This window comes from Corallococcus carmarthensis, from assembly GCF_003611695.1.
GTDB classification, from domain to species: domain Bacteria; phylum Myxococcota; class Myxococcia; order Myxococcales; family Myxococcaceae; genus Corallococcus; species Corallococcus carmarthensis.
In genome coordinates this window covers 1-20,786 of sequence record NZ_RAWE01000183.1, presented here as the reverse complement: position 1 = coordinate 20,786, position 20,786 = coordinate 1, and the positions used below count along the sequence as shown (strand labels likewise).

Annotated in this window: 13 protein-coding genes; 5 read left to right on the top strand and 8 right to left on the bottom strand. The window is 72.1% G+C overall.

Annotated features, from left to right (window positions below; genetic code table 11):
• Positions 1 to 116: 116 nt before the first annotated feature.
• Together D7X32_RS33340 and D7X32_RS33335 are read right to left on the bottom strand one after the other, a co-directional pair.
• Positions 117 to 608, bottom strand: coding sequence for a serine/threonine protein kinase (locus D7X32_RS33340; protein WP_120606611.1), 492 nt, complete (start codon positions 606 to 608; stop codon positions 117 to 119).
• Positions 609 to 772: 164 nt separating this feature from the next.
• Complete coding sequence (locus D7X32_RS33335) at positions 773 to 2,290, bottom strand: Kelch repeat-containing protein (protein WP_120606610.1); 1,518 nt, start codon at positions 2,288 to 2,290, stop codon at positions 773 to 775.
• Positions 2,291 to 2,413: 123 nt separating this feature from the next.
• Between D7X32_RS33335 and D7X32_RS33330 the strand changes: the two genes are divergently transcribed.
• Entirely contained in the window at positions 2,414 to 3,955 is a 1,542-nt protein-coding gene (locus tag D7X32_RS33330; protein WP_120606609.1) for a sensor histidine kinase, read from the top strand.
• Positions 3,952 to 5,271 (top strand): M16 family metallopeptidase, encoded by a 1,320-nt coding sequence (locus D7X32_RS33325; RefSeq protein ID WP_120606608.1) that lies wholly within the window; start codon positions 3,952 to 3,954, stop codon positions 5,269 to 5,271. The genes D7X32_RS33330 and D7X32_RS33325 overlap by 4 nt, the downstream gene beginning before the upstream one ends.
• On the opposite strand, the gene D7X32_RS33320 is transcribed toward D7X32_RS33325, so the two are convergent.
• Positions 5,252 to 6,577 carry a tetratricopeptide repeat protein gene (locus tag D7X32_RS33320; protein ID WP_120606607.1) on the bottom strand — a complete coding sequence of 442 codons (1,326 nt, stop codon included), beginning with the start codon at positions 6,575 to 6,577 and terminating at the stop codon, positions 5,252 to 5,254. The two genes, D7X32_RS33325 and D7X32_RS33320, sit on opposite strands and share 20 nt — an antisense overlap.
• 142 nt (positions 6,578 to 6,719) lie before the next feature.
• On the opposite strand from D7X32_RS33320, the gene D7X32_RS33315 reads away from it, so the two are divergent.
• On the top strand, positions 6,720 to 6,962 hold the full coding sequence (locus D7X32_RS33315; protein WP_244239325.1) for a hypothetical protein: 243 nt from the start codon (positions 6,720 to 6,722) through the stop codon (positions 6,960 to 6,962).
• 13 nt (positions 6,963 to 6,975) lie between these two features.
• Here the strand turns inward: D7X32_RS33315 and D7X32_RS33310 are convergent, their stop codons facing one another.
• Complete coding sequence (locus tag D7X32_RS33310) at positions 6,976 to 7,575, bottom strand: RNA methyltransferase (protein WP_120606605.1); 600 nt, start codon at positions 7,573 to 7,575, stop codon at positions 6,976 to 6,978.
• Between the two features lie 131 nt (positions 7,576 to 7,706).
• Here D7X32_RS33310 and D7X32_RS33305 point away from each other — a divergent pair, with 131 nt between their 5' ends.
• Complete coding sequence (locus D7X32_RS33305; RefSeq protein WP_120606604.1) at positions 7,707 to 9,053, top strand: cytochrome P450; 1,347 nt, start codon at positions 7,707 to 7,709, stop codon at positions 9,051 to 9,053.
• Between the two features lie 10 nt (positions 9,054 to 9,063).
• Here D7X32_RS33305 and D7X32_RS33300 read toward each other — a convergent pair whose 3' ends face one another.
• The 4 genes from D7X32_RS33300 to D7X32_RS33285 are packed head-to-tail and all read right to left on the bottom strand — an operon-like array spanning position 9,064 to position 19,969.
• Entirely contained in the window at positions 9,064 to 10,563 is a 1,500-nt protein-coding gene (locus D7X32_RS33300) for a DUF4388 domain-containing protein (RefSeq protein ID WP_120606603.1), read from the bottom strand.
• A 24-nt stretch (positions 10,564 to 10,587) separates the two neighbouring features.
• Entirely contained in the window at positions 10,588 to 12,438 is a 1,851-nt protein-coding gene (locus D7X32_RS33295; RefSeq protein WP_120606602.1) for a GGDEF domain-containing response regulator, read from the bottom strand.
• Between the two features lie 34 nt (positions 12,439 to 12,472).
• Complete coding sequence (gene dapF / locus D7X32_RS33290; protein WP_120606601.1) at positions 12,473 to 13,324, bottom strand: diaminopimelate epimerase; 852 nt, start codon at positions 13,322 to 13,324, stop codon at positions 12,473 to 12,475.
• A 24-nt stretch (positions 13,325 to 13,348) separates the two neighbouring features.
• A complete protein-coding gene (locus D7X32_RS33285; protein ID WP_120606600.1) occupies positions 13,349 to 19,969 on the bottom strand; it encodes a methyltransferase domain-containing protein in 6,621 nt (2,206 codons plus the stop codon).
• A gap of 126 nt (positions 19,970 to 20,095) precedes the next feature.
• Between D7X32_RS33285 and D7X32_RS33280 the strand changes: the two genes are divergently transcribed.
• Positions 20,096 to 20,786, top strand: a 691-nt coding sequence (locus D7X32_RS33280; RefSeq protein ID WP_208752618.1) for an IF-2 protein, incomplete at its 3' end; no start/stop codon positions are given.

The window sequence follows — 20,786 nt, the reverse complement described above, 5'->3', positions numbered from 1 at the left end:
CCACCGAGGGCGAGGCGAAGCCGTCCGAGGCCCCGCCGACCAACGCCTGATCCGCGGCCCTGCTTGAAGCACCCAGGCCCCGCCGTCCCCTCACCGGGACGCGGGGCCTTCGTGTTTCAGCGATAGGACTCGACGATGTCGACGCCCGCCGAGGAGAACTCCAGGATGGCCGTCCCTGGCTTGGAGTCGGGCCGCTTCCGCAACTGCCCCTTGGAGAGCCGCGCCACGGCGCAGATGGGGATCTTGTCGCCGTCCGGCGGATGCGCCTCGTAGTACCGGACGACCACCTGGGGGCCACCGGTCCACGCCCGTCCGTAGAGACGGGTGGTCGTTTCAAGAGGCCCGAGGCTGGAGATCAACATGCTCTCCACGGGACCGTCGTAGAGCGTGATGGGACTGACGTCGTCCTGATTGATGTCGAGCGCGACATTCGCTCCATCGCCCACGCGCAGGCGAAGGATCCGCATCGTGTTCAATGCGTCCTCGGGACAGTCCTCGGGCTTGGGTGTCCCGTCCGAACGAAGCCCCACGCCCCCTCGGGTCGTGGTGCAGCCCAGCGACAGGGCCAGCACGAGGGCAACCGGGGACCACTTGCGCGGTGCGTTCATGTCGCGTCGATCTACTCCCGGATGAATCGCTGTTCCAGGACGAGGTAGGCCTGGGACAGACCATCGGAACGGACCAACTCCAGCGCAAGTTGCTCCAAACCCTGGGGTGATTGGAAGCGTCTTGCTGGAGAGAACCTCCACCAGGATGTCCGCCCCTTCCTCCTTCAGTCGAGCGGCGGAGGCATCACCACCAGGGCGTCCAGGGGTGCGCGGATCTCCCCGGTGCTGTCATCCACGCCACCCACCACGAGCACGGAGCCGTCCGGCAGCGCGGAGCACGTGTGCCACACGCGCGGATTCGGCAGCAGCGGCAGGCCCAGCACGGTGGGCTGCGCGTTCGCGTGCGGGGTGATCAGCTCCGCCCACGGGGTTGCGTACGTCGTGCCGATGGCCGTGCCCCGTCCGCCCAGCACCACGACGCGCCCGTCCGGCAGTGACACCGCGCACGGGTTGCTCCGGGGCATCAACGCGGGGCCGTCACTCACGGTCATCACGTCCTCCAGCACCTCGGAGGCGCCCACGGCCCGCGCGCCCTGGGAGGGATCCACGCCGTCGAAGCCGCCCATCAACAACGGGCGAGGCCCTTCATCTGGCCGTCCCAGCAGCGCGACCACCGCGCCCACGCGGGGCACCCGCAGCCGGGGCGGGACGTTCAACAGGCGCCCAAGGTCCGTTCCGTTGAATCCGACAGCGAGCACATCCGGCTGAGGCCCCATGGTGTCCGCGCCGCCCGCGACCAAGAAGGTCCTTCCGTCCTCCATGACGGTCAGCGTCGTGTCGACACGATGCACGTCGCCGGCCACGTCGACGAAGGAGCCGGAGTCACTGTCGAACGCTTCCGCCGTGAACACCCCGCTTCCGTCCGCCGCACGCCCGCCCACCAGCAGCACGTGCCCCTGTGCATCCACCGCCGCCGCGTGCTGGTAGCGCGCGACCTTGGGCGCCAGTTCGCTCACCGTGATGTTCACCGTGTCCACGAGGCGCGCCATTCGCTGCAACGCCACCGGGGCGAAGGACTCCGCGCCCCCTGTCAGCAGCACCTTCCCGTCCGGCAGCAGCGACGCCGTGTGGAAGGCCCGCGCGCCCACGTCCGGCCCGTAGCTGAACGTGCCGTCCGCCGGGTCGAACACCTCCGTGGTCACCGACACCGGCCGTGTCCCGTTCGGCGCTGGCCGGTAGCCGCCGGCGATCAACACCCGTCCATCCGGCAGCGTCGTGGCCGTGTGCCCCGCGCGCACTTCGGTCGGCGGCGAGCACATCCCGGGATTCGACGCCAGGTTCACCGGCACGAACTCCCCCAACCGCCGCAGGAACACCCGCACCTCGGGCGCCTTCCCCTCCGCCACGTCGAACGGCGCGGAGCGGCCCAGCGACACCAGCTGGCCGCCCTGATCCGGCCTCCCCACGTAGGCCCGCACCTCCAGCACCCGCTCACGGCCGGGCGGCAGGGCCGGCACGTCCTCTTCCATCCACGCCACCGTCGACACCCGCTCATGGGATGCGCCGAGGCCCGGCCCCGTCACGCGGAAGCGCAGGTGCGTCACCCCGGCCAGGGGCGGCGTGCCGGCGCAGGCGGTGGTGAGCAGGTCCAGGGAGGGACGGACCTCCTTCTCCCCGCAGGCGGGGGTGAGGGCCACCAGGAGTGAGGCGAGGAGCGTGGAGCGGACGAAGCGCGGAGCCATGCGGAGGACGCTACCAGCCCCCCTCCCCGGAGAGGTGGAGTCCAGACGGCGGGAAGCAGGCGGCGGGGCGGGGATTGCGCTGTAATGCGCCCGCGCCAGGACGTATGTCCTGTCCCCTCCTCCATGAAGCTCTCGCTCGCCACCCGCATCTTCCTGGGCTACGCGCTGGTGCTGCTGACGTTCGGGGCGGTGTCCCTGTTCAGCGTGGCGGAGCTGCACCGCAACCGGCTGGAGATCCGGCTCGTCAGCCAGGGCTACCTCCAGCTGTCCCAGGACGCCGCCGCGCTGGAGACCTTCCAGACCAGCCAGGAGAAGGACACCGAGCGCGTGCTGGAGCAGAACAGCGTGGAGACGCGCCGCGCGCTCATCCGCCTGGCGAGCCTCTACTACGCGCCCCAGATGGCCCAGCGCCTGGACGCCGCCCGCGCCAAGGCCCGCGAGGTGCTCACCTTCGCCCCCGAGGGCGAGGTGCCCTTCGTCAAGGAGCTGGACGCGCGCTTCGCCGAACTGGCGCGCAACTCCCAGGCCTACGGACACGCGGTGGAAGCCGTGTTCACCGCGCTCGCCTCCGAGTCCCCCGAAAGCAAGGAGGTGGCGCGCGCCACCTCCGAGCTGCGCCAGTTGGAGAGCGCCATCGGCCGTGAGCTGCGCGTGCTGCGCGCGACGCTGGGCAACCGCATCCGCGAGCGCGTGGACGGCGCGGAGGAGCGCGAGCGCAGAACGGGCCTCACCATCATCGCGCTGTCCATCATGGCCATTGGCGTGGGCGTGGGCGTCACCGCGTGGTCCGCCCGCACGCTGCGCCCGGTGCGCACCCTGATTGAAGGCGTGTCCCGCATCGGCCGGGGTGACTACTCCGCCCAGCTGGGCGTGCGCGGCGAGGACGAGGTCGCGCTGCTCGCGCGCGAGTTCGACCAGATGGCCCGCTCACTCCAGGCGCGCGAGGCGCAGCTCAAATCGCAGGCCGAAGCGCTGATGCGCGCGGAGCAGCTGGCCGCCGTGGGCCGCATCTCCGCGCAGATCGTCCACGAGGTGCGCAACCCCCTGTCCTCCATCGGCCTCAACGTGGAGCTGCTCCAGGACGCGGTGGACAGCGCGCACTTCGAATCGCAGGACACCGCCACGGAAGCGCGTGAGCTGCTCTCCGCCGTCACCCACGAGGTGGACCGCCTCACCGACGTCACCGAGCAGTACCTGCGCATGGCCCGCCCCGCCCGGCCGGACCTGGAGCCGGAGGACATCATCGCGGTGCTCGACGGCGTGCTCGACTTCACCCGCGAGGAGCTGGCGCGCGCGAGCGTGGAGGTGGTGCGCGACTTCGCCCCCGGCACGCCCCGCGTGCTCGCGGACCAGGGCCAGCTGCGGCAGGTGTTCCTCAACCTCTTGCGCAACAGCCGCGAGGCCATGCCCACCGGCGGGCAGCTCACCGTGGCCACCGCCCCGCGCGACGGCGACGTGGAGGTGACCGTGCGCGACACCGGCAACGGCATGACGGAGGAGGTCCGCCGCCACCTCTTCGAGCCCTTCTTCACCACCAAGGAGGGCGGCACGGGCCTGGGGCTCGCGGTGAGCCAACAGATCCTCCAGGCCCACGGGGGCTCGCTCTCCTGCCAGAGTATTCCCGGCCAGGGGACGACCTTCGTGTTAAGGCTTCCTCGCGCATGAGCTTTACACCGTACCGGGACGTGCTGCCCTCCGGGCTGCGCGTCGTCACCGTCGAAACGCCCCACCTGCACACCGCCCTGCTGGCCGTCTACGTGAGGACCGGCAGCCGGCATGAGACGGTGGAGAACAACGGCGTCAGCCACTACCTGGAGCACCTCTTCTTCCGGGGAAGCGAGGGCTGGCCGGACACGGTGAAGATGAACGCCGCCGTGGAGGAAGTGGGCGGCAACCTCAACGGCGCCACCACCCGGGACCACGGCTACTACTACACGCCGCTGCACCCGGCGCACCTGCGCGTGGGCCTGGACGTCATCGGCGACATGCTCACCCGCCCCCGCCTCACCGACATGGAGGTGGAGCGGCAGATCATCCTGGAGGAGATGCTCGACGAGGTGGACGACAAGGGGCGCGACATCGACCTGGACAACCTGTCCAAGCGCCTGCTGTTCCCCGGCCACCCGCTGTCCCTCAAGATCGCCGGCACCCGCGAGTCCGTGAAGGCCCTCACCCACGCCCAGGTGCTGGAGCACTTCGCCCGGCACTACGTGGCCGGCAACCTGGTGGTGTCCGCCGCGGGCAGGGTGAAGCACTCGGAGGTGCTGGAGCTGGCCGAGCGCGCCTTCGCCCACCTTCCGAAGGGCAGCGCCACCACGGAGAGCGCGCCGGCCCTGTTGGGCCCCGGGCCGCACTTCCACTTCGTCACCCACGACGAGTCGCAGACGGAGTTCAAGCTCACCTTCCGCGCCGTGCCGGAGCAGCACGAGGACTTCCCCGCGCTCCAGATTCTGCGGCGCCTGCTGGACGACGGGCTGTCGTCGCGGCTGCCGTTCGAAATCGTGGAGAAGCGCGGCCTCGCGTACTCGGTGCAGGCCGGGCTGGACACGTACCACGACATCAGCCTCTTCGAGATTGAAGCGGCCAGCGCGCCGGAGAAGGCGTCGCTGGTGGTGGCGGAGTCGCTGCGCGTCCTCTCCGAGCTCTGCGAGAAGGAGGCGAGCGAGGAGGAGCTGAACCGCGCCAAGCGCCGCCACCGCATGCTGCTGGAGTTCTCCCAGGACTCACCGGGCGAGCTGGCCGGGTGGTTCGGCGGCGTGGAGTTGTTCCGTCCTCCGGAGACGTTCGGCCACCGCGCGGATCAGGTGGACCGGCAGACGGCCGCGCGCGTGCGCGAGGTGGCCCGGCGCTACTTCACCCGGGAGAACCTGCTCGTCGTGGCGGTGGGCCAGCGCAAGGGACTCAAGGCGCTGGAGAAGGTGGTCGCGGACGCGGAGGGGCTGCCCTCCTCCGCCGCCGCGCTCAGCGCCGCCCGCGGATGATGATGGGCCCCGACGAGGCCTTCTTCTTCTTGGGCGTCGCCTTGTCGATGGCCTTCTGGATGCGCAGGTACTCGGGGTTCTGCGGCTCGCGCTTCAGGGCCTCTTCGATGAGCTTCTTGCCGCGCGGCAGCTGCGTCTCGAACTGGGCGTAGAGGCTCGCGAGCGTGGCCTTCTCCTCCACGGTCGCCTCGCCCAGCCCCATCAGCCGCTCCAGGACCTCCTGCGCCTCCGGCTTGCGGCCGGCCTTCAGGTGCAGCCGCCACATGCGCGACAGCGCGGGCGCGAAGGCGGGCTCCGTCTTGAGGGCGAAGCGGTAGCTGTCCTCCGCCGCGCGCGCGTCTCCCTGCTCCTCCAGCACGCGTCCGCGAACGTAGAGGGCGCGGGGGAAGCGGGGGCGCAGATGCAGCGCCCGCTCCACCAGCGGCTGGGCCTCCGACGCGCGGCCCTGGGCGCAGATGATCTCCGCGAGCCACACGGTGGCCTCCACGTTGTCCGCGTCGTCCTCCAGCAGCTTCTTGAGCGCGCCTTCCGCTTCCGCCGGGCGCTTCATCTCCATCATCACGCGGGCCTTCATCGCCACCACGTCCGTGGTGTCCGCGTCCTCGGGCGGCACGGCCTGGAGGTCCGCTTCCGCCATGTCGTAGACGCCGCTCATCAGGAAGTAGCGCGCGCGCAGCAGCCGCGCGGGCGTGAAGCTGGGCGAGGCCTGGAGCACGCGGTCCATGAGGTTGGCCGCGAGCAGCTCCTCGCCCTTCATGAGGAGGATTTCGGCCTCCACCGTCTTCGTCGCGGCGTCGTCCGGGTTCTCCCGGAGGATGCGCTCCAGCGTGGTGAAGGCCTCGTCCGCGTGCCCCTGCCGCGCCTGGAGGCGGGCCAGCGCCAGGATGTCCTCGTTGGGCAGCTTGCCCTCGTTGCGCAGGGCGACGAGCGTGGAGATGGCCTGGGGTGTCTGCCCCTCCCCCAGGTACAGGTCCGCGAGCTGCTTCTGGATGACGGGGTCGGTGCCGGGCAGGAGGCTTTCCGCCTGCTTGAGGGTGAGGATGGCCGCGCCCGGGTTGCCGGCGCCCTGGTGGGCCTTGGCCAGCAGGAGCAGCGGCTCCACGCTCTCCGGCGCGGCGTTGGTGGCCTTCTGCAGCGCGGAGATGGCGCGGGCGTACTGGCCCTGCGTGAGCGCGTCACGGCCCTCGGAGAGGGAGTTCTGGACCTGGACGGCCTGCTTCTGCGCGGCCGCCGTCTCCGGGTCCTTGCAGGCAAGCGGGAGGAGCAGGACGAGCGTCCAGGGACGGGGCAGAAATCGATGGGGCATCGCTGAGGGACAGGGTAGCGGATGTTATCCTTCTGCGTCGATGGACCCTTTCGTGCGCCGCCTCGTGGAGAGGCTTCATGATCCCAGCCGGCCGCTGTCGCGGAACCGGCATTTCCACACGTTCGACACCCCCGAGGGTCGAATGGCGCTGAAGGTGTTCCGCCGTCTGCGCAGCCTCCAGCAGGACATCCTCGCCTGCCAGAAGGAGGGCCGCCGCGCCCGCATCTCGCGCCGGGTCAACCCGGAAGGCGACCACCGCATCGAGCTGTGGATGGAGCGCGTCGCGGGCCGCCGCGTGTCCATGCTCCAGCCCGCGGAGTACGAGCTGCTCGCCCGGCTGCCGGGTGTCCGGGACGCACTGGAAGTCCTGGACGAGGCAGCCTGAAGCCGGAGCGCCGCTAGAACACCCAGGGCCCCAGCCCCGTGGGCGCCCCGTCACACGCCGCGCGAAGCCGCGCCTGGGCGTCCTCGTAGGAGAGCCGGGCCGCGTCCGCCTTGAGCGTCGCGGAGGCCCAATCCCGCCACGAGCGCAGCACCGCGACGTGGCGGCCGTCGTCATCCTGCGCCTCGGAGAAGTGGACCAGCAGGCGCTCCTCCAGTGCCTCGCGCGCCTTGGTCCACGGCCCTTCCTTGTCCAGTTGGACGCGCTTGTCCCGCTCCACGGTGGAGAGCAGCGTGCGTGCGTCCGCCGACAGGCCCTGGAGCGACGGGCGGCGGCGCGCGGGCTCCATGGCGACGCGGTAGACGGCGGGCCAGAGCGTGGGGTCCACGAAGGCGACCTTGCCCTCCACCAGCCGCACCGCGAGCACGTCCTTCGACGCGCGCAACATGCGCCCCAGCCGGTACGCGAGGCGCCCCTTCGCGTGGTCACGCCAGCTGCCGGTGGGCCGGCCGCCCATGACCTGTTCGACGAGGGACGTGGGCCCGTGGGTGGGCACCTCGGTGATGACGTGGCGCGTGCGCACCAGTTCTTCCGCGTCCCTCAGCGTCTTGATCATCCGTGCGCCCCTCTCCGGTACGGCAGGTGCCGCACCCATGGGGAAAACATTCCGCGCGGGGGACGGATTCCGGCGCCTGCCTCCGCACGCCCTCCGTAAAGAGCGATAATCCTCCCAGGAGGAAGCGCCTGATGACGACCGCTCCCGGCCCCCGAGGCCACCTGCTGATGGGCATCCTGCCCGACGTCCGCCGCGACGCGCTGGGCTGTCTGGGGCGCATGCATCGCGAGTACGGGGACGTCGTGCGCTACCGGCTGGGCCCGCTGCGCTCGCACCTCATCGCGCATCCGGACGGCGTGAAGCACGTGTTGCAGGACCACGTGAAGAACTACACGAAGGACCACATCGCGTACCGCATGGGCCGGTGGATCACCGGCGACGGACTCATCACCAGCACCGGCGATTTCTGGCTCCGGCAGCGAAGGTTGGCGCAGCCCGCCTTCCACCGGCAGCGCATCGCGGGCATGGCCGCGGGGATGATCCGCCGGATCGAGGAGATGCTCCAGCGCTGGGAGCCCGCGGCCGCGAGCGGGACGCCGGTGGCGCTCAGCGAGGAGATGCTGCGGTTGACCCTGGGCATCGTCGGGGACGCCCTCTTCGGCACCTCCGTGGAGGCACAGGCCGAGCAGGTGGGCCGGGCCTTCACGGAGCTCAGCCAGCAGATGGCCGAGCGGTTCCGGACCTTCCGCATGCTGCCGCCCGTGCTGCCCACGCGGTACGACCGGGCCTTCCGGGACGCGCGCGGCCTGCTGCGCGGAACGGTGCAGGGCATCATCGAAACGCGCCGGAAGCGCGGCGACGACACCGGCGACCTGCTGTCCATGTTGATGCTCGCGCGCGACGAGGACACCGGCGAGGGCATGACGGATGAGCAGCTGGTGAGCGAGGTGATGACGATGCTCCTCGCCGGCCACGAGACGACGGCCACGGCGCTGAGCTGGGCCTGGGCGCTGCTGGCGGAGCACCCGGAAGCGGAGGCCCACCTGCACGCGGAGGTGGACGCGGTGCTGGGCGGACGCGCGCCCACGGTGGAGGACGTGCCCCGGCTCGGATACACGCGGCAGGTGGTGGAGGAGGCGATGCGGCTGTACCCCGCGGTCATCGTCCTCAGCCGCAGCGTGAAGGAGGACGACGTCGTCGGCGGCTTCCAGATTCCGAAGGGCACCACGGTGGACGTGAGCCCCTACGTCACGCAGCGCCACCCGGACTTCTGGGAGGAGCCGGACGCCTTCCGCCCGGAGCGCTTCGCCCCAGAGGCCGTCGCGAAACGGCACCGCTTCGCGTACTTCCCCTTCAGCGGCGGGCCGCGCCAGTGCATCGGAAACAGCTTCGCGCTGATGGAGGCGCAGCTGGTGCTGGCCACCGTGGCCCAGCGCTACCGCCTGCGCGAGGCGCCCGGCTTCACGCTGCAGCCCGATTCGCAGCTGACGCTGAGGCCCAAGGGTGCGCTCCCCATGGTCCTGGAGCGCCGGAGCTGAGCGTGCCGCCTCAGTGGGGCGTCACGGCGGCGCGCTGCACGTGCGTGACGCCGGGCAGCGTGGGCGCGGGGTTGAGCGCCTGGACGAGCATGGCGCGCAGGGCCTCCGTGAGGTCCTCACCCGGCGCGCTCACGCCTGCCGGGGCGCCCTGCAACGGCGCGGGAATCTCCGTGCCCACCACCACCAGCGGGATGCGGACCTCCCACGCCAGGTAGTGCGCCAGCCGCACCGCCGGCTCCGAGGTGTCCATCAGCAATGCGCCAATGGCCCCCGCGCTGAACGGACGCCACAGCGGGCGCGCGGCCTCCGCGGGCGGCAGCACGCAGAAGTCCACGTTGAGCACGTCGCTCAGCTCCAGACGGCCCAGCGTCCCGAAGCCGCTCTTCACCGCGGTGGGATCCGCGGACATCGCCTCCAGCCCGGGCACCCGCGCCAGGATGCGCCGCGCCGCGGACGAACCGCTGCCACAGACGAAGACCTTGGCCGTCGCCACCTTCGCCAGCGTCCGCGTGCGCAGCAGGCGACCACGCAGCGCGTGCACCTCCGCAGCGCCGATGAGGTCTCCCCCGCCCAGGTTCTGGCCTTCGCTCTCCGTGGGCCGCGCCACGCCCTTCTGGAGCAGCGTGGACAGCACGCCCAGCACCTCCATGTCCGTGGCGGGCGCCAGGTCCAGCACCTCGCCCAGCGCGCGCGGCTGGCGCAAGAGCTCCATCACCTGCGCCGTCACCGGGTGCTGCTCCTCGGACAGGTCCACCTCCGGCGCCAGCATCAGCCGCGTGTGGCGCGGCGGCAGGCCCGGCAGCAGGCGGTTCACCTCGTCCGACTGCCGCATGCCTTCCAGGAGCGCGTCGTCCATGGCGCGGTTGATGCGCGGACGCGCGGCGCTGGTGCCGGGCGTGAAGGTGAAGTTGCCCTCCGTCCACGACAGGAGGCGGAACAGCGCCTTCTCCCCTTCCACCCTCCCCAGCCGCGCGTTCACCGTGCGGCCGTCGGAGACGGAGATCTCCCCGCGCTCCGCGCCGCGCTCCAGCGACAGCTTCCCGTTGCGCTTGTTCATGCCCAATATCTGCATGAGGTCCGGGATGCTGAGCTGGCTGAGCGACCCTTCGATTTCCTGCTGCTCGCTCTTGAGGTCCTTGGCCGCTTCGTTGCGCCGGAAGATGTGCTCGATGCGGCTGAGCACCTCGTCCAGGTTGAACGGCTTGCGCAGCGTGCCGTCCCGCATGCCCCGCGCCCGGTCCGAGTCCAGGCTGGACGTGGTGAGCACCACCGGGATGTCTTCCGTGCGCGGGTTGGTGCGCAGGATTTGAACGAACGTGCGCGCGTCCAGCAGCCGGCACGCCTCGTCGAAGAGCGTCAGGTCCGGGTGCCGGAGCACCGCGACCTCCAGCGCCCGCGAGCCATCCGGCGCGTAGTGCACCTGATAGCCCTTCGTGCGCAGCGCCCGCGACAGGGCGCGCACCGAGTCGAGGTCGGGGTCGGCGATGAGGATCTTCCGCACCTGGGCCAAGGTCGCTTGCTCCGCTTCGTGACGTCAGTAGGGCTGCAGGTCGTATTCGGCCTGCAGCTTGGAGATGAGCCCGTCCACCACCGCGGTGTCCGAGGTGTGGAACCCCCACGTCGCGCCCCGCCCCCGCCGCTGGATGAGCGCGTACGACGCACTCTCCGACAGCCAGAGGATGAACTCGTGGCGCGCCACCCGTTCGTCCCCTTCCAGGAACACCGGCGTGAGCGCCGCGTGCGACTCCAGGTCCACGCGCCGGCCCAAGAGGTAGATGCGCGAGGACAGGTCCGGCGGCGCCTGCTCCAGCCCCACCGCCAGCGGCAGGTCCGCGCGGATCTCCGGGCCGCCCACGTAGAGCAGCCCGCGCGAGCCCGGGTCGCGCACCAGCTCCCGGGCGATCTCCACCTGGAGTTCGTCGAAGAGCACGTCCGCCACCTTGCCCCGGCGGCTGGGTTCGGCGCGGTCGTCCGTGGGCAGGCGCGGGCTGTTGGGCGTGCCCAGCAGCAGGTCCACCTCGTCCCAGAACGGCAGCCCGTCCAGCATCAGCCGGCGCTGGAGCGACGCGCGACGCTCATCCATGCGGCGGCGGCAGCGGTGCACCAGCTCGTCGAAGTCCTCGCCGTCCTTGGGGAACGTGCTGGCGCCGCCCACGAGCGCGAGCGGCAGGCGCTGCTCCACGTCCTGAACGTCCGGCTCGTCGCGCACGGCGGCGACCGCGCGGCGCACGAACATCATCGCGCCGAAGAAGTCCGTCTCCGGCAGGAGGAGGTAGAACTCCTGGTCGCTCGCCTTCGCGATGACGTCCGAGTCGCGGATGATCTTGCTGAGCGCCTTGATGATACCGCGCACCGCCTTCTTCGCGTCCTGCGCGCCCAGCCGCACGCGCACCAGCGGAAGGTTGTCGATGCTGAAGGTGAGCAGCGAGAACGTGCGCCCGTACCTGCGCGCCTTGTAGATCTCCTTGGACGCGTAGTCGGTGAAGTAGCTGAGGTTGTACGCGGCGGTGTCGCGGTCGCGCAGGCCCAGGCGCTGGAGCGCCATCAGCTTGCGGCCGTTCTTCACACCCACCGCGGCGAAGTCCGCCAGCACCTTCGCGTCGCGCGTGTGCTCCATGCGGAAGTCGCCGGTGAGCGGGTCGGACAGCTGCGCCAGGCCCATCACCTCGCCCGCGGCCACCAGCGGCACGTACAGCACCGGAGAGCGCTCATCGCGCGCGAGCCATGGGGAGGCCTCGCGCAGGCGCAGGGACAGCGGCCCCTCCGGGCTCATCTTCTCCGGCAGGAACTGCTTGTCGAGCAGGCCCCGGTACGAGCGCAACGCCAGGTCTCCCCGGTCGTCCACCACCCACAGCGCGGCGCTCTGCGCGTCGCACACCGCGCCCAGGTCCGCGATGACGCGCTCCTGGAGCCACTCCAGATCCGGGTGGGAGAGCAGCTCCAGGCAGCGCTGCTGGAGGTTGTGGAAGCGGGCGAACTCCAGGTTCTCGTCCTGGAGCCGCGCGCGCTCGTGGCGCAGCTGGGCGCGGTCCATGGCGCGGTCCACCGCGAGCAGCAGGTCCGACTCCTCCACGGGTTTGACGAGGCAGTCCGCCACGCCCAGGCGCAGCGCGACCTCCGAACCCTGCACGTCTTCGCGGGTGCTGACGAGGATGACCTCCTGCTCGGGGTCGCGTTCGCGCAGGCGCGCGGTGAGCGCGAAGCCGTCCACGCCCGGCATCACCACGTCGGTGAGGACCAGGTCGAACGTCGCCCGGGCCACCTCTTCCAGGGCGAGGGTGGCGTTCTCCACGGCGACCACGCGGTGCCCGCGGCGCGACAGCAGGTCCGTGGCGAGTTGTCGGAAGAACAGGTCGTCGTCGACGACGAGGATGGGACCGGCCACGGCACTCAGGGGGAGAAGGGAGGAAAACCGAAGGCTATCGGGCCCTTGGAAGCACGACAACGCCTTCGAAGACGAAGGACACGGGGCCCCGGAGCCGGATGTCGGACAGGTCGCCTGGAACGCGGATGCGCAGGTCGCCGCCCGGCAGGGTGACCCGCAGCCAGGCGTTCGAGGGCAGGCGCTCCGCCAGCACCGCCGCCACCGCGGACGCGCACGCGCCCGTGCCGCAGGCCTGGGTGAGGCCGCAGCCGCGCTCCCAGACGACGACGGTGAGGCCGTCCTCGTCCACGCGGACGAACTCCACGTTGGTGCGGTCCGGGAAGGCCGGGTGGTGTTCCAGGCCGGGGCCCAGGCGCTCGGCGGCCTCCAGGGGCTGATCCAGGAGCACCAGGTGCGGGTTGCCCATGTTCACGGCCGTCCCCCGCAGGTCCGGGTGGCCGGGCACGGGGGCGTTCACGAAGGGCTGTCCCGTCGTACCGGACGGCAGGTTCGCGGCCACCAGCCGGGCGGGCCCCATGGAGATGTCCACGCCCACCACGCCGCCGTCGCCGTAGCCGGGCTCGCAGGTGAGCACGCCGGCCCCGGTCTCCACGTCGATGAGCGCGGGGTGCTGGCCGGAATGGTCCACCAGATACTTCACCGCACAGCGCAGGCCGTTGCCGCACATCTCCGCGATGCTGCCGTCGGCGTTGTGGACGACCATGCGGGCAAGGCCGCGGGACGACGGGAGGAGGGCGAGCACCCCGTCCGCGCCAATGCCCCGGCGACGGTCGCACAGCCAGCGGGACTGCTCCGCGTCGATGTCCACGCCCGTGCGGCGGCGGTCCAGGACGACGAAGTCGTTGCCCAGCCCGTGGTACTTGAAGATGCGTTCGCTTGCGTCCACGGGGGCAAGTGTAGACGCCCGCGTTTATTCGCGCTCGCCGACCTTCTTGGGCGGGGACGGGACGTCCAGGGCGGGCATGGCCCGGCGCGAGGCCCCCGGAGCGGCCGGGGCGCTGGCACGGCGCAGCTCGGCCAGTTCGGCCTCCCGGGCGGCGAGCTGGTCCTGCATGGTCTCGACGTGGGCCTGGAGGACCTCCATCTCCGCGGCCATCTCCAGCACGTCTTCCGGGGGCTGGGAGGTGGAGGCCTTCGCCTCTTCCAGGGCCTGGACCAGCGTCTCGCGTTCGGTCTCCAGCGCTTCCAGCCGGGCCTGCTGTTCGCGGATCCGGGTGGCGAGCTGATCGCGTTCGGCGCGCTCGGCATCCAGGATGCGCGCGGCATCCGCGGCGGCGGTCTCCAGGGAGTTGGCGCGGCCTTCCAGGCGGACGCGGGCGGCCCGGGCGACCGTGAGGTCGGACTGGAGGCGCTCGCGTTCGGAGTCCGCGCGTCGGACGTGGGACTCGGCGTCCGCGGCGGCCTGGGTCAGGGCGGCGACGCGGGACTCCAGCGCGGCCTGTTCGGTCCGCGCGTCCTCGAGCGCCGTGGCGAGCCGGGCCTCCAGGGCGGCGAGGGCTTCGCGGGTCTGTTCGGCGGACTGGGTGAGGCGGGCTTCCAGTTCGGCCTTCTCCGTGGCGGTCCGGGCCTGGGCCTCCGCGAGCCGCTCATCACGCTCGGCGTTGGCGGAGTCCGCTTGCCCGGCGAGGTCCGCGATGCGGGCTTCCAGTTCGGCACGCTCCGCCGCGGCCCGGGCGGTGACGTCCGCGAGCTGTGCCTCGATGGAGGACTTCTCCTCGCGGGCCTGCTCGGTGAGCTCCGCGAGACGGGCTTCCAGGTCGGACCGCTCCGTGCCCGCATGCGCGGTGGCTTCCGCGAGCCGCACTTCCAGTTCGGCCTTCTCCGTGGCGGCCTGCGCGAGCGTTTCGGCAAGGCGCACTTCGAGTTCGGCCTTTTCGGTTCCGGCGTTCGCGAGGAGCTCGTTGAGGCGCGTTTCCAGTTCGGCCTTCTCCAGGCCAGCTCTGGCGAGCGCTTCGTTGAGCCGCAGCTCCAGCGTCGCCTTGTCCGTGCCGGCGCTCGAGAGGGCTTCGGTGAGGCGCAGCTCCAGCTCCGCCGTCTCCGTGCCGGCCTGCGCGGTGGCTTCCGCGAGGCGCACCTGGAGTTCGGCCTTCTCGGTGGCGGCGCTCGTGAGCCGGGCTTCCAGTTCGGCGCGCTCCTGCTCCGCGCGGGCGGTGAGGTCCGCCAGCTGTCCTTCCAGGGTGGCCGTGCGCTCATTGCCGGTCTGGAGGGTCTCCGTGAGCCGGGCCGCGTCCGCGCGCGCGACTTCCAGTTCGGCGCGCAGGCCTTCCAGCGAGGACTCCAGGTTCGTGGCCTTGCCCGCGAAGCGGCGCGCGGTCTCCAGTTGCACCACGAGCACCTCCGCGTGTTCGCGCGTCGCGGCGAGCCGGTCACTGGCGTCCACCAACTCCGCTTCCAGCCGGCCGACCTGCTGGCTCCGCTCATGCAGCGCGGCGTGGGCCCGTTGCAGCTCGGACCCCAGGCGCATCAACTCCTGGTGCGCGGCGCCCAACCGGGCCGTCTCCGCGCGCAGGGCCATCAGCTCCTGCTCCTTCTCACCCAGCTGCGCGCGAAGTTCGTCCAGGTCCTGCTGCTGACGCTCGGTCCGCGAGAGCGCGCCTTCCAGCTGCGCTTCCATGGAGACCCGCACGGCACTGGCCTCGCGCAGCTCCTGCTCGCGCGCCGTCAGCGATTCCGTGAGACGCGCCGCCCGTGTTTCGGACTCGCGTGCCGCGTCCTGGGACTGCGAGCCCTCCGCGAGCCGGGCCTCCGCCTGCGCGAGCGAATCCTCCAGCGCGCTGAGGTTCGAGGTCTCGGCGGCGAGCCGGAACTCGACCTCCGTCAGCGACGCTTCCAACCCGACACGGCGCGACGTTTCGGAGGCGGCGCGCTTCTCCGCCTCCGCCAGCGACTGCTCCAGCGTGGAGAGGCGGGACTCCGCATCCTTCAACGAAGCTTCCAGTTCGGCGCGGCGCGCGGACTCGGAGGCAATCGTGGACTCCGCCGTGGCGATGGACGCCTCCAGTTCGGAGCGGCGCGTGGAGTCAGCGGTCTGCTTGGATTCAACTTCCGCGATCGATGCTTCGAGCTCGGCACGCCGCGCGGACTCGGCGGCCTGCCGGGCCTCCGCCTCCGCGAGCGCCGCTTCCAGTTCCGAGCGCCGCGTGGACTCCGCCGCGAACCGGGCTTCGGCCTCCGCGAGCGTCCGCGCCAGCGAAGCCTGGCGCTCCGTCTCCGTGGCCAGCCGGGCCTCGGCCTCGGTGAGGGACTGTTCCAGCGAAGCCAGTCGCGTGGATTCGGCGGCCCGCTGGGACTCCATCGTCGCGAGCGACTGCTCCAGCGAGGCCACGCGTGCGGTCTCGGTCGTGAGCCGGGCCTCGGCCTCCGTGAGCGACTGCTGCATCGCGGTGAGGCGCGCGGCCTCCTCGGTGTAGCGGGACTCGGTGCCCGACAACGACGCTTCCAGTTCGGCTCGGAGGGCCTGCTGTTCGCGCGTCGCGGCCTCCCACTGGAGCCGCTCGGACTCCAGTTGGGCCTGGACGGCGGCCTGCGCCTGCTCCGCTTCGGTCAGGCGTTCCCGCTGCGCCACGGACTCCGCGCGCAGGGTCTCCAGCTCCGAACGGAGCGCGGCCTCGTTCGTGCGAGCGTCATCCAGCGAGGACAGCGCCTCCACCTCGGACCGCCGCGCCTCGGTGAGTTCCGCGCGCAGCTCGCGCACCGTCGCGTCCTGGGCCGCTTGCGACTGCTTCGCGTCCGACAGCACGGCACGGACTTCTTCCAGCTCCCGGGCAGCCCCACGCGCCTCTTCCGACGCCGTGGCCAGGGCCGCCGCGTGCGTCTGTCGCAGCTCCACCAACGCGGCTTCGTTCGTCCGCTGTGCTTCGGTGAAGGCGGCCTGGACCTCCGAAAGCGTCTGGCGCGTGTGCTCGAACGCGGACTCGGTGGACAGCCGCGCGGCACGCACCGCCGACAGGTCCGACTCGAGCTGGGTCCGGGCCTCCTGTGCCGAAACCCGCGAGGCTTCGGCCCGGGCGCGCTCCTCTTCCAGCGCCGAAGCAGAGTCCTTCTGGAGCTGGGCGAACGACGCCTCCAACCGGGCCCGCTGCGAGCGCTCCTCTTCCAGCACCGTGCGAGCCACGCCCAGCGCGGCATCCAACCGCAGCCGGTCCGCTTCCAGCGCGCTCTGCGCCTCGTTCCACGAGGACTCGGAACCCTCCAGCCGGGCACGCAGGGCGCGCTCCGCGTCGAGCGACTCCTGCAGGTTCGCGAGCGCCACCTGCGCGCGGGACTGCTGCTCACGCTCCGACAGCAGCTGCGCCTGGGTGTCGGCGAGCAACGCCTCCCAGCGAGCGCTCCGCTCCTGTTCGCTGTTCAGCGACTCGCGTGCCGTGCCCAGCGCCGTCTCCGCGCGCTGCCGCAGCTCCCGCTCCGCGTCGAGCTCCGCCTGAGCCGAGGCCCGGGCCTTCTGCTCGCGCGACAGGTCCTCCTGGATGAGCGCCGCCAGGGCCTCCGAGTCGGTCAGCTCCTGCCGCAGCGAACGGAGCGTTGCCTCCAGCTCCGTGTTCCGCGCCTCGGCGGCCTCACGGGCCTGGTTCGTCTCAGCGAGCCGGGCCCCGTGCTCCCACACCTCACGGGCCAGGGTGTCCCGGGCTTCGGAACGCGCCTGTTCGACCGCGGCCTCGAGCCGAGCCTCTGCGTCGGCGCGCACGACGGAGAGCACCTGTTCCGTCTGGCCGCTCGACTCGGACCGGGCATCGGCGAGCGCGGTGGCCGCGCGGGCCTCTGCTTCCTCCAGCCGCCGGGCCAGGACGGCCTCCGCCTCGGCACGAACCTCCGCGAGCATCCGCGCCGCTCGGACCGCGGCTTCCTCCAACTGCTGGACCCGCTCGGCCTCCGCCTCGGCGCGAACATCCGCCAGGGCCTGGGCCCGCTGGGCCTCCGCCTCGGCACGCGCCTCCGAAAGGGCCTGCGCCGCACGTGCCTCGACGTCCACCAGCTGCCGGCTCCGTTGAGCCGAAGCGCTTGCGCGGACCTCGGCGAGCGCCTGCTCCCGCCGGCCCTCCGCCGCCTCCAGGGCCGCGGCCAGCCGCGCATCCGCATCCGCCCGTGCTTCGGTCAGCGCCTGCGCCGATTCCGCCAGCGCGCGCTCGACACGGGCATCCGCATCGACCCGGGCTGCCTCAAGCGCCTGGGCCACTTCCGCCAACGCACGCTCGATACGGGCATCCGCATCGGACCGTGCTTGCGCCGCATCGGCCAGAGCACGCTCGACACGCGCATCCGCGTCGGCACGTGCTTGTGCCGCATCCGCCAGAGCACGCTCGACACGGGCATCCGCATCGGCCCGTGCTTCGGTCAGCGCCTGCGCCGACTCCGCCAGCGCGCGCTCGACACGGGCGTCCGCGTCGGCCCGTGCTTGCGCCGCATCCGCCAGCGCACGCTCGACGCGAGCATCCGTGTCGGACCGGTTCGCCTCCAGCGCCTGCGCCGCCTCCCGCGCATCCGCTGACGCTCGCTCGACACGTGCATCCGCGTCGGCCCGGGCCTCCTCCAGCGCCTGCGCGAGCCGTGCCTCCTCCTGCTCACGGGCCTCCGCCAGCGCACGCTCGGAACGAGCCCGAGCCTCCTCCAACGCCTGCGCGAGCCGTGCCTCCTCCTGCTCGCGGGCCTCCGCCAGCGCACGCTCCTGCCGCGAATCCGCGTCGGAGTGCGCGGCGGCCAGCGCGTTCGTCACCCGCTCGTCGGCCTCTGCGCGGGCCTGGACCAACGCCTCGTCCAGCCGTGCCTGCGCCTGGCCCCGCTCCGCGTCGATGGCCTGCACGAGCGCGGCCTCCACCCGGACGCGCTCCGTCTCCGCCGCCGCCAGCCGCTGCCCCGCCGCATGCTGCGCGGACTCGACCCGCTTCTGCTCCGCCTCCAGCGTCTCCAGCCGCAACCCGGCCGAGTGAAGCTCCTCCTCCAGCCGCGCCGCCAGCGCCCGGGCCGCCGACTCCGACTGCGCGCGACCCTCCAGCTCCTGCCGCAGCCGGCCTTCCGCCTCGCGCGCCGCGGTCAGCTCCGTCTCCAGGCCGCGCAGCAGCGCCTCGCGCTCCGAAAGCCGCGCCTCCGCGTCCTTGCGCGACCCTTCGGCGGAGTGCATCCGCTGCTGGGCCTCGGCGAGCTCCCGGCGAGCGCGCGCCAGCTCCGCCTCCTTTACAGGCACCGCGTCGCCCGCCGTCCGCGCCGAATCCTGCGCGCGCGCCAGCTCCGCCTTCAGGTGCTCCACCGCCGCGAGCGCCGTCGAATACTGCTCCGCGATGCGCAGCTCCCGCTCGCGAGCCGCCTCCGCCTGCCGGCGCTTGTCCTCGGCTCCGTCCTGCGCGCGCTCCGCCGCCAGCCGGTCCCGCTCCCGGTCGATGCGCAGCGAGCCCAGCTCGTCCTGGAGCGTGCGCAGCTCCGTGTACGCCTGGGTCAGCCGCTCGCGCGACTCGTCCAGCGTCGCCGCCGTCTCCTCACGCCGAGCCCGCTCCAGCCGCAGCGACTCCTGCGCGGCCAGCGCCTGCACGCCCGCGTCCGCCTGCGCGCGCTGCGCCGCCTCCACCTCCAGGCGCTGCGCCGTCAGCCGCCGGTCCGCGTCCGCGATCCGCTCCGTCGCGACCTGCAACTCCAGCTCACGCCGCCGCAAACGGCTGCTCAGGTCGTCCCGCTCGCGCGCGGACTCCACCGTGCCCCGCGCCTGCTCCAGCTGCGCGGTCAGCCGGGCCATGTCCTGCCGAGCGCCCTCCAGCGCCGGCTTGAGCGTCACCACCTCCGCCTCGCGGTCACCTATCTCCGCGCGCAGCTTGGAGACCGCCTCCTTCAGCCGCCCCGCCCGCTCCTCCCACGTCTTCGCCCGGGCGGCGACCTCATCCAGCTTGCCGCGCGTGAAGGCCAGCGGCTCCGGCGGCAGCTGCACCCACGTGGGGTCCACCACCCGCGCCGGCTCCAGGCCCGCCATCACCACGAAGTACGCCGCCTCGCTGTGCCGCACGAGCGAGCCGTCCACCTGCAACCCTTCACCCCGCTCGAACGCCAGCTGATAGCCCAGCACCGGCGACTGCGTGGCCACCTCCACATGGGGGAAGTGCGCCGTCAGCGCGTCCAGCAGCTGTCCGTACGTGGGCGGTACCGTCTCTTCCGGATCCACCAGCTGCGGCAGCGCCAGCCCCGCGATGTTGCGCAGGCCGCCCACCAGGAAGCCCTGCCGGGCCACCAGCCGAGCCAGCTCCGCCATCAGCTCCGGCGCGCGCACGTAGGGCGCCAGGTCCGTCACCAGCACCAGGTCGAAGCTTCCCGCCTCCAGGTCGTCATAGACGTTGGCGCGGAAGCGCAGCTGCGGGTGCGCATGGGCCTTCTGCGCCGCCTCCACCGCCGCCACGTCGGCGTCGCACGCCACCACGGTGCGCGCGCCCCGCTCCACCAGGAAGCGCGCGCTCTCGCCGCCCGTGGAAGCCACGGCGTCGACCTCGAGCACGCGGCGGCGCGCGAACAGGCTCTCCGCGAAGATGTAGCGGGGCAGCAGTTCGCTGGGCCCCATGCGACGAAATGTGGATTGCAAGAGTCTGTTCCGAGCGCGGGAGTATACCGTCGGCCCCGGAGGCCCCAAGTTAAGGGCCAGCAACCTGTACGGGCGCAGCGCCCGTCCGACCGGAGGGCAGGCGACATGACCACCCATTCACCGCAGGGATTCGGCTACCGGGCCCGCCGCACCTTCACCCGGCTGCTCGTCTTCCTCGTCATCCTGGGCCTGGGCGGCGGCGTCGTCTTCCTCCTGGGCCAGCTCAACGCCCGCACCTTCACCGTCGTGCAGGAGAACGGCGAGCTGGTGGTGATGAAGGGCCGCGCCCTGCCCACCGGCGCCGCCGCCTACCGCCCCGGCGACCCGCGCCTCGCGGACGCCTACGCGCCCCTCCCCCTGGAGGGCCAGGACGTCACCCTGCTGACGCAGCAGAAGTTCACCGACCGCGACGACCTGGACCGCGCCCTCTTCCCCCTCCTGGAGACCCTGGCCCGCCCGCGCATCGCGTCCGGCGAGCCCCCCAAGGTGGAGCGCGGCCTCTACTACCTGCGCCGCGCGGAGAAGCTCGGCGGCATCACGGAGGAGCAGCGCCGCAGCCTCCAGTCCATGCTCACCGACGTCGCCTTCTACCAGGCGCGCCAGAAGCTGGAGGACGCCCGCCGCCTCGTGTCCGAAGGCCTGGCCCAGCTCAAGCTCGCCGCGGAGACGGAGAACCGCCACGCCCGCGCCGCCAACCAGATGCTGACCACCGTGGGCCCCACCGCCCGCAACCTGGAAGAGGCCCTGCGCCGCGCCGTCCACACCGAGAGCGCCCCGGACAACACCCCTGTAGCAC

Excerpts from the sequence above, each read along its gene's own strand:
- D7X32_RS33335 (WP_120606610.1), bottom strand. The coding sequence starts at position 2,290 with ATGGCTCCGCGCTTCGTCCGCTCCACGCTCCTCGCCTCACTCCTGGTG.
- D7X32_RS33330 (WP_120606609.1), top strand. The coding sequence starts at position 2,414 with ATGAAGCTCTCGCTCGCCACCCGCATCTTCCTGGGCTACGCGCTGGTG.
- D7X32_RS33325 (WP_120606608.1), top strand. The coding sequence starts at position 3,952 with ATGAGCTTTACACCGTACCGGGACGTGCTGCCCTCCGGGCTGCGCGTC.
- D7X32_RS33305 (WP_120606604.1), top strand. The coding sequence starts at position 7,707 with ATGACGACCGCTCCCGGCCCCCGAGGCCACCTGCTGATGGGCATCCTG.
- D7X32_RS33315 (WP_244239325.1), top strand. The coding sequence starts at position 6,720 with ATGGCGCTGAAGGTGTTCCGCCGTCTGCGCAGCCTCCAGCAGGACATC.
- D7X32_RS33285 (WP_120606600.1), bottom strand. The coding sequence starts at position 19,969 with ATGGGGCCCAGCGAACTGCTGCCCCGCTACATCTTCGCGGAGAGCCTG.
- D7X32_RS33310 (WP_120606605.1), bottom strand. The coding sequence starts at position 7,575 with ATGATCAAGACGCTGAGGGACGCGGAAGAACTGGTGCGCACGCGCCAC.
- D7X32_RS33320 (WP_120606607.1), bottom strand. The coding sequence starts at position 6,577 with ATGCCCCATCGATTTCTGCCCCGTCCCTGGACGCTCGTCCTGCTCCTC.
- D7X32_RS33340 (WP_120606611.1), bottom strand. The coding sequence starts at position 608 with ATGAACGCACCGCGCAAGTGGTCCCCGGTTGCCCTCGTGCTGGCCCTG.